Genomic DNA, 13657 nt, shown 5'->3' on the forward strand with positions numbered 1-13657 from the left:
TGATAGAATAAACATTTTAAAAAGGAGAATGAAAGTGAAGAAGCTGATTTTTCATTTGTTCATGTCCATATTTTTGATTGTTAGTGTAAGTGCGTGCGGATCCAGTTCAGATTTAGAAAATAAAGTAGTGAAAGAAAAGAAGAAAAAAGAAGAAGCCAGCGATGAAGCGAAGCCGGAAAAATTGATCATTTGGGAGGAAAAAGGTAAAGCGGAGGCCCTAAAGCCGGTGATTGAAGCTTTTGAAAAAGAATATGGAATAAACGTTGAGCTTGAAGAGCTAGAAATAGCTACCGAAATGTATGAGCGGCTTCGTAGTGATGGGCCAATTGGAAATGGAAATGCCCCGGATGTCGTAACTTTTTCTCATGAAAAAGTCGGGCAAATCGTGAAGGAAGGCCTAATTCAGGAAGTGAAGGTGAATGATGAAGTATTAAATGCCTTCATTGAACCTTCAATTAGGGGAGAAATGTATCAAGATAAGGTATTTGGATTGCCAAAATCCATGACCACTTCCGTTTTCATTTATAATAAAAAATTGATGGCTAAGGCTCCTGAGACGATGAATGACCTATATAAAATGGCGAAGAAATTAGAAAAAGGTAACGTGTATGGTTACTATGCCGAGTGGAATGATTTCCATGATTCGTTTGGGGTAATGGCTGGAATGGGAGGTTATATATTTAAAGATAAGAATGGAAAACTAGACCCATCTGACATTGGTTTGAATAATAAGGGTGCTATAAAAGGGGCTGCATACATCCAAAAATGGTATAGGGCGGGTTTGATCCCTAAAGGCGACAAGGCAGCGATCGAGAAGTTGTTCATACAAGGGAAATTGGCTTCTTTCATGAGTGACGGGAACACATTTACCGAGCGAAAGGATACAGGTGTTGCACCCATGCCCGAATTGCCCAATGGACAGCCAATGAAAACGTTAATGAAAATCAAAGGCTGGCATGTAACAGCATTCACAAAACATCCTTATTGGTCTACGAAGTTAGTTGAATATTTGACAAATGATGATAATGCAATGCAGCGTTATGATTTAACAGGGGAAATCCCTCCTAATAAATCAATCAAACACAATGCCGCAATCAATGAAAATGAAAGGGCACAAGCCTTAAGCATACAATTACAAAACGCTGAACCAGTGCCGAATATTCCGGAGATGAATAAGGTATGGGGACCGATGAATTCAGCTATGGATGTAATAACCACTCAAAAAGCTAAGCCAAAAAGGGCCTTGGATAAAGCGGTTAAGACGATAAAAAAAGAACGTTAATCGTGTTCTGCCTTTTCTAATTCAGTAACAATAACCAGTATCACCAATTTGTCCCTTTAGTGTAAAGTTTTTTATAAATTGGATTTGACGTTAAGGGGTCAAAAGGCTAATCTTAAAGGCGTAAAGAGATAGCTAGGAGGAGAGCGGATATGAGAAAAAGAGTGTTATCACTCGCTTTAATTCCGTTGCTTCTTTTTTACGCCATTCCAGTAGGAGCAGCTGAAAAAGAACAACGAACTTGGAAGGATGAAATCGTATATTCATTATTGGTCGACAGATTTTTCGATGGTAATACTCAAAATAATGGAGATGCGAACGTGAATGACCCTTCCACGTTTAATGGTGGGGATTTCGAAGGTGTCACGAAGAAGCTGAATTATTTAAAAGATATGGGTTATACCGCTATCATCCTTTCACCGATTTTCGCTAATGATGAAAATGGCTATCATGGCGATTGGGTGGCCGATTTTTATAAAACGGATAAACACTATGGGACAATGAAAGAGTTTAAAAAACTCGTGAATGAGGCACATAAACGCGATATGAAAGTGATCATTGATTTCCAAGCAAATAATGTGGGCCCTGACTCCACCTGGCTGACCGATCCAAAAAAACAAGATTGGTTCCATGAAGAAAAGAAGATTTCCAAGGAAGGTAGCCAAACGGATTTGGAAACAGGCTGGGTCGATGGTCTTCCCGATTTGAATCAAGATAATGAGGAAACAAGGGAATATTTGCTCGATGCTGCTAAATGGTGGATAACGGAAACCGATATTGATGGATACCGTATAAATAAAGTCCAATACGTAGCAAAAGATTTTTGGAAGGAATTTGTGGATGCAGTCAAATCTGAAAAATCAAATTTCTATACAATTGGCGATGTACAAGGTGATGCAGATTTGATTTCAAGCTACAAGAAGACGGGTATCGATGCTTTTATGGCTTATCCACAAAATGCTGAGCTACGGGAAGCATTTGCTGCACCCGATAAAGAATTGAAACCTGTTTTTAATGCGTTTGCGAAAAGCGAATTAGGGGGCAATGCCCATCAGGCATTGTTCATGGATACTCAAGGAATGCCCCGTTTTACAAAGGATGCAGCCGATCATAACGAAAACCCAGGTTCCAGATGGAGAATGGCGCTGTCTTATCTATATACGATGCCAGGGGTGCCAATCGTATTTTATGGATCGGAAATTGCCTTAAATGGCGATATTGCCCCGGATAATCATAAGTTGATGAATTTTAAGACAGAACAGGAATTGGTGGAATATATAACAAAGCTTTCTGATCTCAGAGACATGTACCCGGCATTGGTAAAAGGGGATATGGAGCTTTTATATGAAAAAGGTGGAGCTTCGGTATTCAAGCGTGTTTATGGTGATGAAACGATTGTCGTCGCCATGAACAATACGACTGAAACTCAAACGATAAACCTTACTGATAAGGAACTTGAAAGTAATAAAGAGTTGAGAGGTATGCTGAATGGGGATCTGGTCCGCAGTAAGGACAACAGTTACTCTATCGTAATCGACAGGGAGACGACAGAAGTTTACACACTGTCACCGAAGTCGATTATTAATATTCCTTACCTGTTAGTTATAGGATTAGTTCTTCTTATTTTTGGTATATTCATTGCTTTGGTTATTAAGCGTTCAAAACGGAACCAACCAAAATAATCATATGCCTCTCGATTGTCGGTAGCCGCCAAACATTGTCCCTAAGGCTTTGTGGAAAACAGGATCGGGAGGTTACAGCATGAATAAGACCTGGTGGAAAGAAGCGGTTTGCTATCAAATATACCCGCGTAGTTTCATGGATAGTAATGGTGATGGAGTCGGAGATATAAAGGGTTTGATTTCAAAGCTTGACTATCTGCAGGAATTAGGGATAGATGTTATTTGGATTTGCCCGTTTTATAAATCGCCCAATGCGGATAATGGCTATGATATTAGTGATTATCAAGCAGTTTCCGATGAATTCGGTTCAATCGAAGATATTGATCTATTATTGAAAGATGTTCACGGACGTGGGATGAAGGTGATACTCGATCTTGTTTTGAATCATACAAGTGATGAGCACCCCTGGTTCGTAGAGTCACGTTCGTCCCGCGATAATCCGAAACGGGATTGGTATATATGGAGGGATGGGCAGGACGGTCGTGAGCCTAATAATTGGGAAAGCATCTTTTCCGGAAGTGCCTGGAAATTCGATGAAAGGACCAATCAATACTATTTACATTTATTTGCCGAAAAGCAGCCCGACTTAAACTGGAAAAATACTGATGTGCGACAGGCATTATATGAAATGGTCAATTGGTGGCTCGATAAGGGAATCGATGGCTTCCGGATTGATGCAATCACGCATATTCATAAGCGTGAAGGCCTTCCGGATATGCCCAATCCTTATTGGCATCAGTATGTACCTGCGTTTGAAATGCACACCAATCAGGACGGGATTCTGGATTACCTTCAGGAGTTGAAAGAAGAGACTTTCTCTAAGTATGATATCATGACGGTTGGTGAGGCCAATGGCGTCAGGATTGAGCAGGCGGAGGAATGGGTCGGGGAATCGAATGGGAAGTTCAATATGATATTTCAATTTGAACATCTTGGACTTTGGAATAGGGGACAGAATCACGATGTTGATGTTCAGGGGTTAAAGCGCACAATGACCAAATGGCAAAAGGGGCTGAAAAACAAAGGATGGAATGCTTTGTTTTTTGAAAATCATGATCAGCCCAGAAGTGTATCCACCTGGGGAAATGATCATCAATACTGGTTGGAAAGCGCAAAAATGATTGGGGCTCTTTACTTTTTCATGCAAGGCACACCTTTTATTTATCAAGGTCAGGAAATTGGCATGACGAATGTCCAATTTGATTCGATTGATGATTATGATGATGTAGGAATGAAAAACTTTTACCGGATAGAGACCTCCAAAGGTCGTCCGCATGATGAAATCATGAACATTATATGGCATAGCGGCCGTGATAATTCACGAACACCGATGCAATGGAATGATATTGAAAATGGCGGATTCACGCACGGAACACCTTGGATGAGGGTTAATCCCAATTATCGCGCCATTAATGTAGAACAGCAGAAAAATGACCCTTCATCCATTTATCATTTTTATAAAAAGATGATTGAACTTCGAAAGAAACATCAGGCCCTTGTTTATGGGGAATATGAGTTATTATGGGAAGATCACCCTGAACTTTATATTTATACAAGAAATATGAATGATAATTCAGTGATGGTAGTATGTAACTTTAGTATGAATCACCACCAAATTGACCTTTCTTATTGGGGGGAAATGGAGCTTTTGTTAGCAAATTATGAGGATTGTCCTAAGGTGTCCATTATTGATTTACGTCCATATGAAACGAGGGTTTATCGTTATTAATTTGTAAATCACTTTTATGGTCTTGATTGGAAATTAGCTTAAAACCTATGTAGTTAGTCGTCTGACTTCTTAATTCCCAATAGACCTATCGTTTTTTTAGAAGCTGATCATACATCAGCTTCTTTTTGAATTTTTAATACAGAGATGAAAAAAACGGAAAAGTGAGTATTTTCTGAAAAATTGAACAAACATTAAAAAAAGTATGGATATAACTATTGAACTGAGTGTATTATGAATACATACAAAATGTATAAATATAAAACAAATATTAGAGAAGTGTTTATTGGTATTCACCTTTTTTTAAATGAAGTCAATAAAGGCTAAGAGAGGAGAGGGGAAATGCATGGCCATCACAATAAAAGATGTGGCACAGCTAGCGAATGTTGCTCCTTCAACAGTTTCTCGAGTGATTGCTAACAATCCTCGAATAAGTGAAAAAACAAAGGTACGGGTACGTAAGGCGATGAGTAAATTAGGATACCATCCAAACTTCATTGCACGCAGTCTTGCCAATCAATCGACCAGGATCATTGGCTTGGTAATGCCCAGTTCGTCAAATGATTATTATCAAAATCCATTTTTTTCGACGATTCTCCAGGGTCTAAGTGAGGGAGCTCAGGAAAACCATTATTCCCTGTTGCTAAGCACGGGAAAAACAGAAGATGAAATCTACGAAGGAGTAGTGAATATGGTGCAGGGGGGGATGGTGGATGGAATAATCCTGATGTATTCAAGGATGAACGATCACATTCTGACCTATTTGAGAGCAAGGGCTTTTCCATTTGTGATCATTGGGAAACCCTTTGATTTTATCGAAGAGATAACATATGTTGATAATGATAATGTCTTGGCTGCCGAACAGGCAACGGATTACCTCATACAGCTAGGACATGACAGGATTGGATTCATCGGAGGTGATGTAACCCTCGTGATGACCCTTGATCGCTTGTCAGGATATGAACGGGCATTGAAGAGGGCTGGAATCGATCGAAGGAGGGAATATACCCTGCATGAAGATTTTTTGCATGAAGGGGGACAAGCAGCTGCAAAAAGGTTACTATCCATCGATGAACCACCAACCGCATTGGTGGTCAGTGATGATCTTATGGCACTTGGAATCGTGCATTCACTTCGCGAGATGGGCGTGCGCACTCCTGAAGAAATGTCAATCGTCAGCTTCAATAACGTTGTTTTCTCTGAACTGTCATTACCAGCCTTGACTTCCGTAGATATTAACATTTTTGATTTGGGATATCAGGCCGCTAAGGGCATCATTCACATGCTGCAGACTGGAGATACTCCTGCTGGGACCATCATTCCACATCATTTCGTTGAAAGGCATTCCTGCAGATCAATCAAGCAAGGTGCAATGGCCATGACTTATTGAACGGAAAGGGCATTGCGTATAAGCAATGCCTTTTTTTGCTAGAAATGTACGCTGAAACTTTTGAATGCATGTACACCCGTTCCGTGTCTGACTAAATTATTCTCTTTAAGATATTGAATGGCTGCAAGGACTTCATCAAGGATCCTTGGTTCGAGGCCGAGTTGGTTGTGTCCGCCATAGATTTTGGAGACTGCCTCGATCTTTGCGATTTTTTCTAACGAATTCACAAGGTCTTCAGGGCTTGTCGAGGGATAAAATGCATAAACTGGAGTATCTGAATAAAGCAGGTCGCCAGTGAATAAATAACCTGTTTCATTATCCAAAATTGAAATGTGGCCAGGTGAATGCCCAGGTGTGTGATAAATGCTTAAACTGCGGTTCCCAAGATCGATCGTGTCACCATCCGATAAGAGACTATCAGGGTACCCCTGGTATGGCTTGTATGTAAAAGGGTCGAATGATTCGGGTATGGTTACAGTGATATCCCGGGCCATGTTCTTTCTTATTTGTTCCAGGGACAAACCTTCAATGCCGTTGATCAGCCAATTGGCATCATCACCATGAACATAAATTGTATCATAATCCCCATGACCGCCAATATGATCCGCATGAACGTGTGTTGTCAGGACGATAATTGGAAGATTGGTAAGCTGGTCTGTAATCCGCTTAATAGAACAGATGCCTAACCCTGTGTCGATTAACGCAGCTCGGGTCTCCCCAAGTAATAAAAAGGAATGAACTTTCTCCCAATGACCATATTCACTGATTGCAAACGTTTCTGAGTCCAATTCCTGAACGGTGAAGTATGGATCTACAATTTTTTTCAAAAATGACTCCACTCCTTCCCATTCATATATTCCGCGTTAACCGGAAATATCCTGCTTGAAAGAGTAAAAGCAGTGGATTTGTGAAGTCCACTGCTTTTGAAAAGGTAAGGCCTTATCCGTTTACAACGGTCCCGCCGTTTACATGGATGACTTGTCCGCTGACATAGGATGAATCATCACTTGCCAAATATACATAGGCTGGTGCTAATTCCTCTGGCTGCCCCGCACGGCCCATTGGAGTATCCTGTCCGAATTTGGCAACATCCTCTTCACCGAATGAGGCAGGAATCAGCGGTGTCCAGATCGGACCTGGCGCAACACCGTTCACTCTGATGCCATCTTTTGAAATGGAGTTCGACAGGGCTCTTGTAAATGCCAGTATTGCACCTTTTGTTGAAGAGTAATCGATTAGTTTTGGGTTGCCTTGATAGGCTGTGATTGAGGTTGTATTAATGATGCTGCTTCCTTTTTTAAGGTGCTTCAATGCAGCTTTAGTTAAGTGGAACATCGAGAAAATATTCGTGCGGAACGTTTTTTCCAATTGTTCAGCTGAAATATCAAGGATACTTGTCTGCACATGCTGTTCTCCGGCGTTGTTGACTAGAATGTCCAAACCGCCAAATTCATCAACAGTTTTTTTGACGACATCCTGGCAGAAGGCTTCATCACCGATATCTCCGGAAATGAGTAAACATTTCTGACCTTCTTTTTCGATCAATTCTTTCGTAGCTTTGGCATCCTCGTGTTCATCCAAGTATGCAACTGTCACATTTGCTCCTTCTTTAGCGTAATAAATGGCAACCGATTTACCGATTCCGCTGTCTCCACCTGTTATGATTGCCGTTTTACCTTTTAGTTTGCCGCTTCCTTTATAGGCAGCTTTAACGGAATCTGGGTTCGGTTCCATTTTTGTTTCCAATCCAGGTTGATGCTGTTGATGTTGAGGTGGAAATCCTTGCTTGTTCTGATTTTGGTTTTGAGTAGTCAAGATTAAAACGCCTCCTGTTTAATTTATCTACGCTTTTTCTATTCCTTTTTTTTGAAAAAAGGAAACATGGAAAAATTGACCAAAATAAATCTTGTTTAATGTTTTAACTGAAGGGAACATGACTAGTCTTTCCATGTTCTATGATGGCGATTCATTTGAAGAAAATTGGGATTTGACCGTTGATAGAGGCAGTTTTAATAAAAAAAGACCCCACCTAAAGCAGGTGAGGCCTTCATACTTAGCGGTAATTTAAGAATTGTACATCAATGGACAGATCAGCGCCCCGGATTGCGGAAATGATCCCTTGCAAATCATCCCGGTTCTTACCGGTAACACGGATTTGATCATCCTGGATTTGGCTTTTCACTTTAAGACCGCTATTTTTAATGATGGTATTGATTTTTTTTGCTTGTTCCTTATCGATGCCTTGAATTAACTTAGCCCGTTGGCGAACGGTTCCACCAGAAGCACCTTCTAATTTGCCATAGTCCAGGTTCTTGACTGGTACGTCACGTTTAATGAGTTTACTAATGAGAACATCCTTCAGCTGTTCGAGCTTATATTCATCGTCGGATACTAAAACCAGATCTTCTTTTTCAATGGTGATGCTGCTTATGCTCCCTTTAAAATCATAGCGTGTTTGTATTTCCTTCATAGCCATGGTAACTGCATTCGTTACCTCTGAAAAGTCTACTTTCGAAACAATATCAAATGAATTTTCCTTTGCCATCACTTACCTCCAGCAGGGTTTATTTCCTTTATTATAGAGAAAGTGTGATAGGAAGACAACTATATAAACCATATAAAAAAAGCGAGGGGACAAGCCCCGCGCTTCATTTATGGTCCGTTTTCTTCGAATAGGAGTGCTTACCTGCAGCCAGGTTTTCCTGATATGCGATATTTTTTTCAGCATTTCTCGCTTGGTTATCTTTTGGCCTTTTATTGTCATCGGTTGTTTTGGACATAGTGAAAACTCCCTTCCATTATCTGATCAATATATATTGTTCACAATTATGGAAGGGAGTATGTATGTTTATGATTTCTCAGGGGTATCGTTTAAGAAGAAGAGGGCAATTGTACCAGGACCGGCATGTGCACCGATGACGGAGCCAATTGTATGGATCATGAAATCGGTTGTCCCGAATTCATTTTGAATGGCTTCCTTCCATTCCAGGGCCGTTGCTTCATCATCACCATGACTGATGGCAATCGTTTGGGTTGTTAAATTTTTGCCTCTTTCGTGCATTAATTCGATTACACGTTTAATCAATTTCTTTTTGCCGCGTATCTTTTCAAGCGGAACAAGCTTCCCATCTTCAACATGCAATAACGGTTTAATGTTTAATAAACCGCCTACAAGGGCAGATGTCTTGGAGATGCGGCCGCCGCGGGCCAAATATTCAAGGTTATCTACAGTGAATAAATGTTCCATATGCCGGGTTTGGAATTCGATATCAGCTAGGATTTCTTCTTTAGTGGCACCGTTTGCTGCAAGATCGGCTGCTTTCTTTACAATTAAACCGACGCCCATCGAAGCGCATTTCGTATTGACGATTTCAATGTCAAGGTCAGGGTACTCTTCCTTCACCTGATTAAGAATCATCACTGCCGTTTGATATGTTCCTGATAACTCAGAGGAAAAGGCTATATAAATCCCTTGTTTTTTCTCCTTGGCAAACTGTGTGAAAAGTTCTATAAAGTATTCTGGGGAAGCTTGCGATGTTTTCGGGGCTTTTCCCTCCAGCATCGCCTGATAGACTTCGTGAGAATTTATGGTAAGTAAATCTTCGTAATTTTCCCCGTCAAGATGGACTTGTAAAGGGATTAATGAAACATTGTTTTCCTTATAGAAAGACAACGGCAAATCACATGCACTATCTGCAAGAATTGTGATAGCCATAATACACCTGCTTTCTTTTTACAATTTTTAGAAAATGAGTGGTCACTCTACTTTTTAGTGTAGCACGTAACGGTAAAAATTCAATCTCTACGTAAATAGAATAAATAATTAAGGGTAAAAAGATAATAGAATAAGGGTGAAATGGAGGTTTTTAGGATGTACAGTGGTGAAATGAAGAAGATTATCATAGTTGTGGTCGGAGCATTACTGAATGCCATCGCAATGAACTTTTTTCTAATACCGGCAAACGTATATGCAAGCGGCTTTACAGGAGTGGCCCAGCTTTTATCGAGGATGATTGGTTCTTTTGCTCCTTTTAATGTATCGACAGGTATTCTACTGCTTTTATTGAACATTCCAGTAACGATCATTGCTTGGCGAAAGGTTGGAAAGTCTTTTACTTTTTATAGTTTCCTCAGCGTTGTCTTGATGTCCTTCTTTATGGAAATCATTCCGATTACACGCTGGTCACCTGACATATTATTGAATGCGGTGTTTGGCGGAGTCATAGCTGCAGTAGGTGTTGGGATCACCTTGAAATACGGTGCATCGACTGGTGGAATGGATATTATCGCTATGCTTCTATCACGGAAGAAAGATAAACCTGTGGGAACTTATTTATTTCTGCTGAATGGCGTGATCATTGTAACGGCAGGTGCTGTTTATGGACCGGAAAAGGCTTTGTACACACTTGTTACCCTTTACACATCGACCCGTGTTGTTGACGCGATACATACGCGACATGAAAAGCTTACGGCCATGATCATTACAAAGAAAAGTGAAGAACTTAAACAGGCAATCCATGCTCAGTTAGTTCGCGGAATTACAAGGGTTCCTGCAAAAGGGGCGTTCACCAACGAAAATAAGGAAATGTTATTGATTGTCATTACAAGGTATGAACTGTATGACCTTGAACGGATCATCAAGGAAGTGGATCCTCATGCTTTCACAAACATCATAGAAACTTCAGGCATTGTTGGAACTTTCCGCAGGGAATGATGTTAACAAAAAATTAAGGCCATTACACTTCTATTACAAAAGGTAGTATTTCGGCGTTTTAAGTTTATTGCTTGTAAAAAACGGCTAATTCTCATATTGTAGCGCCAATTTAAAATCTTATGAAGGAGTGATAAAAATGGCTAACGACGAAAAAATGAGCAGGCAGGAAGCAGGGCGTAAAGGCGGGGAGGCCACATCTAAAAATCACGACAAGGATTTTTACCGGGAAATTGGGCAAAAAGGCGGAGAAGCCACATCGGATAATCATGATAAGGAATTTTATCAAGAAATTGGACAAAAGGGCGGAGAAGCCACTGCTGATTCCCATGGTAAAGCCTTTTATAAAGAAATCGGTGAAAAAGGCGGTAAGGCACGAAATAACAATTGATGAAAACAAAGCGAAAGCCTCCAGGAATCCTGGAGGCTTTCAAGTTATTTAGAGTGGTTTTCCAGCTCTTCCTGGAGTTCTCGCAGTTGTTCTTTTTCGGCCTCGGTCGTATTGGCAAAGGCTGATGAAAGAGCGTTTTTAGCGATTTCCTCTGTCTTGCGCTGGTCACCGTCATGCTCAGAGGGGAGAGCATTTTTAGCGATTTCCTCTGTCTTATGCTGGTCACCGTCATGCTCAGAGTGGAGAGCTTCTTCAACAAATTCCCTTGCCTTCTGGAATAGATTGTTTGCCATTAGAAGCCACCATAGCTTTGTTCTGACATAATTCTTAACCTGTCTTTTTCAGCCTCTTCAAACGTAGTGTGATAAGGGATTTTTTCGGCATGCCTGGCAACACTTTCTTTGCCTTGCTGTACAAATCGTTTAGATTTACTGCTTTTACCCATTCTTATCTCCTCCGATTCTGAGCGTTGTCGACAACTGAATGGAAGCTGTTGTCCATATTAGTTTGGCTTGAAAGAGATATATTATGAAGGTAAAAAATGACGTATTAGGCTTTTATATTGAATTTTTCTTCGAGGAAGACCGCTATTCCATCTTCTTCATTCGTCAATGTAGTCGTATTTGCTACCGTTTTTACTGGTGAGATCGCATTTCCCATGGCCACCCCGGTTCCCGCGTAATCGAGCATTTCCAAATCATTATCTTCATCACCGAAAGCGATTATCCTGTTTTGAGGAATTTCTAGATAGTTGGATACACGTTTTAAACCTACGGCTTTACTTAACCCGCTCTTTATGATTTCGATGATATGAAAAGGCTCTGCCCAACGGCGATGATCGACCAATTCTGCATGGACATCGGATAAATGTTGGCGAATCTGTCCTACGAATTCACTATCTGTGTGAATAAGCATCGAAGTTGGGGAATCCTGAAGGTAATTGCGCAGGTCACCCGTCTTCATGTTCGGATTTCCTACATTGAACATGTTCATCAACTTTTCATCATGATAATGGACATAAACATCATCCCGGACTTCTGCGATGATGTTGTGATATTTAAACTGATCACACGCTTCAACAATATCTTTCGCAACGCTAATATCCAGTGGAGAGTGGTATACCCCCCAGCTTGTATGTAATGGGTGATGAACGAAAGCGCCATTGAAATTAACGATTGGTGTAGTCAACCCTAATTCCCGGTAATAAAGTTCACTTGAGCGAAAGGGACGACCGGTAGCGATCATAACTTCGTGTCCATCTTCTTTTAGTTTTAGGAGTGTTTTTTTAGTTCTTGAAGAAATTGTTTTGTTATCTGTGAGTAAAGTACCATCAAGATCCAATACGATTAAATGTTTCTCAGCCATGTACACACCTTCTGTTCTTTTTGATTTCATTATATGCAAATATTGTTAAGCCTATTTTAAAGTAAATGTAAATCTTTTTCATTCTTTATGCATTCATGTATGATATTACTATATCCAGGATTATGATAATTAAAGCGATGCTCAGGTTTAAAGGAATGGAATGATGAATGCCGATGCCTTTTTGAGAAGGGTATTGAAAAGACAGGAACAAATTTATTCGGAGGGGTTAACTTGATAATAATTGAAAAAGAACATATTGGACATATTCCTGTATTGCATCTAGGTGAAGAAACCACTTTCAATCAGGAGTTGCCGCTTATTATTTTTATACATGGTTTTCAAAGTGCGAAAGAACACAATCTTCACTATGCTTATTTATTGGCTGAAAAGGGGTTTCGTGTGCTTCTTCCCGATGTGATTCATCATGGGGAAAGGGAAGCTGGTTTAAGTGATTCTCAAATGATGCCCCGTTTTTGGGAAATGGTTTTACAGACAATCCAGGATTTATCTTTGTTGAAGGATGATTTATTATCCCGGAAATTAATTGATCCCGACAGAATTGGCGTAGCAGGTACCTCTATGGGGGGAATAGTGACTAATGGGGCCCTGGCTGCTTATGAATGGATATCCGCCGGAGTCAGTTTAATGGGAAACCCATCATATGTCGAGTATGCAGAGCTCCAAATGGCGGAAATTAAGAAAAGGAAAGTTAAATTCCCAGCTACTGATGAGGAAGTTGCCAAGGTGATTGAACAGCTCAAGCCATTTGATTTGAGTCTTAATCAGGATAAGCTTTCCAACCGTCCGCTTCTTTTTTGGCATGGTGCCAAAGATCCGGTTGTGCCTTATCATCATGCATATCGTTTTTATGAAGGGGTCAAAGCAGGGTATAATGAGGCAGATGAAAAAATTAATTTTATCCTTGACCCTAAGGCTGGACATAAGGTCAGTAGAGAAGGCGTGCTTATGACGGCAGACTGGTTCGCGAAACATTTACTGTCAACTGTGCAAAATGCTTAAGTACTCATTCAAAATCTGTTATGATGCTAATACGGACATAATATAAAGTCTAAAATGGACATAATGATGAAACCGACAATTTTAAATGAAGAG

At 40.3% G+C, this 13657-nt stretch carries 14 protein-coding genes and 1 pseudogene; 7 read left to right on the forward strand and 8 right to left on the reverse strand.

Going from position 1 to position 13657, the window contains the following annotated elements:
• The first annotated feature begins 28 nt into the window (after positions 1-28).
• From NYE63_RS06600 to NYE63_RS06615, 4 genes are all read left to right on the forward strand, one after another.
• Positions 29-1282, forward strand: a complete 1254-nt coding sequence (locus NYE63_RS06600; RefSeq protein WP_342604551.1) for an extracellular solute-binding protein — start codon at positions 29-31, stop codon at positions 1280-1282.
• 149 nt (positions 1283-1431) lie between these two features.
• The gene (locus NYE63_RS06605) at positions 1432-2961 is read left to right on the forward strand and encodes an alpha-amylase family glycosyl hydrolase (protein WP_342604552.1); all 1530 of its coding nucleotides are present in this window, start codon (positions 1432-1434) and stop codon (positions 2959-2961) included.
• A 79-nt stretch (positions 2962-3040) separates the two neighbouring features.
• The gene (locus NYE63_RS06610) at positions 3041-4690 is read left to right on the forward strand and encodes an alpha-glucosidase (RefSeq protein WP_342604553.1); all 1650 of its coding nucleotides are present in this window, start codon (positions 3041-3043) and stop codon (positions 4688-4690) included.
• 343 nt (positions 4691-5033) lie between these two features.
• Positions 5034-6077 (forward strand): LacI family DNA-binding transcriptional regulator, encoded by a 1044-nt coding sequence (locus NYE63_RS06615; RefSeq protein WP_342604554.1) that lies wholly within the window; start codon positions 5034-5036, stop codon positions 6075-6077.
• Between the two features lie 38 nt (positions 6078-6115).
• Here the strand turns inward: NYE63_RS06615 and NYE63_RS06620 are convergent, their stop codons facing one another.
• The 5 genes from NYE63_RS06620 to NYE63_RS06640 form a co-directional block, all read right to left on the reverse strand.
• Positions 6116-6895 carry an MBL fold metallo-hydrolase gene (locus tag NYE63_RS06620; RefSeq protein WP_342605696.1) on the reverse strand — a complete coding sequence of 260 codons (780 nt, stop codon included), beginning with the start codon at positions 6893-6895 and terminating at the stop codon, positions 6116-6118.
• A gap of 121 nt (positions 6896-7016) precedes the next feature.
• Complete coding sequence (locus NYE63_RS06625) at positions 7017-7892, reverse strand: SDR family oxidoreductase (protein ID WP_214743716.1); 876 nt, start codon at positions 7890-7892, stop codon at positions 7017-7019.
• 238 nt (positions 7893-8130) lie between these two features.
• Positions 8131-8622, reverse strand: coding sequence for a YajQ family cyclic di-GMP-binding protein (locus tag NYE63_RS06630; protein WP_063232211.1), 492 nt, complete (start codon positions 8620-8622; stop codon positions 8131-8133).
• A gap of 103 nt (positions 8623-8725) precedes the next feature.
• The gene (locus NYE63_RS06635) at positions 8726-8857 is read right to left on the reverse strand and encodes a DUF3941 domain-containing protein (protein WP_072272565.1); all 132 of its coding nucleotides are present in this window, start codon (positions 8855-8857) and stop codon (positions 8726-8728) included.
• Positions 8858-8925: 68 nt separating this feature from the next.
• The gene (locus NYE63_RS06640) at positions 8926-9792 is read right to left on the reverse strand and encodes a DegV family protein (RefSeq protein WP_342604555.1); all 867 of its coding nucleotides are present in this window, start codon (positions 9790-9792) and stop codon (positions 8926-8928) included.
• A gap of 156 nt (positions 9793-9948) precedes the next feature.
• Here NYE63_RS06640 and NYE63_RS06645 point away from each other — a divergent pair, with 156 nt between their 5' ends.
• Both NYE63_RS06645 and NYE63_RS06650 read left to right on the forward strand, forming a co-directional pair.
• Positions 9949-10791, forward strand: coding sequence for a YitT family protein (locus tag NYE63_RS06645; RefSeq protein ID WP_289317488.1), 843 nt, complete (start codon positions 9949-9951; stop codon positions 10789-10791).
• Positions 10792-10927: 136 nt separating this feature from the next.
• A pseudogene (locus tag NYE63_RS06650) lies at positions 10928-11164 on the forward strand (general stress protein); the annotation flags it as partial.
• A gap of 59 nt (positions 11165-11223) precedes the next feature.
• On the opposite strand, the gene NYE63_RS06655 reads toward NYE63_RS06650, so the two are convergent.
• The 3 genes from NYE63_RS06655 to NYE63_RS06665 all read right to left on the reverse strand — a co-directional run bounded on the left by NYE63_RS06655 (position 11224) and on the right by NYE63_RS06665 (position 12544).
• Positions 11224-11472, reverse strand: coding sequence for a DUF3813 domain-containing protein (locus NYE63_RS06655; protein ID WP_342604556.1), 249 nt, complete (start codon positions 11470-11472; stop codon positions 11224-11226).
• Positions 11472-11624, reverse strand: coding sequence for a hypothetical protein (locus tag NYE63_RS06660; RefSeq protein ID WP_164468789.1), 153 nt, complete (start codon positions 11622-11624; stop codon positions 11472-11474). Before NYE63_RS06660 ends, NYE63_RS06655 begins: the two co-directional genes overlap by 1 nt.
• A gap of 104 nt (positions 11625-11728) precedes the next feature.
• Positions 11729-12544: a Cof-type HAD-IIB family hydrolase gene (locus tag NYE63_RS06665; protein ID WP_342604557.1), complete on the reverse strand. Its 816-nt coding sequence runs from the start codon at positions 12542-12544 to the stop codon at positions 11729-11731.
• A 231-nt stretch (positions 12545-12775) separates the two neighbouring features.
• Between NYE63_RS06665 and NYE63_RS06670 the strand changes: the two genes are divergently transcribed.
• The gene (locus NYE63_RS06670) at positions 12776-13564 is read left to right on the forward strand and encodes an alpha/beta fold hydrolase (RefSeq protein ID WP_342604558.1); all 789 of its coding nucleotides are present in this window, start codon (positions 12776-12778) and stop codon (positions 13562-13564) included.
• Positions 13565-13657: the final 93 nt, after the last annotated feature.

It is taken from the genome of Peribacillus sp. FSL E2-0159 (assembly GCF_038643155.1).
GTDB classification, from domain to species: Bacteria; Bacillota; Bacilli; order Bacillales; family DSM-1321; genus Peribacillus; species Peribacillus simplex.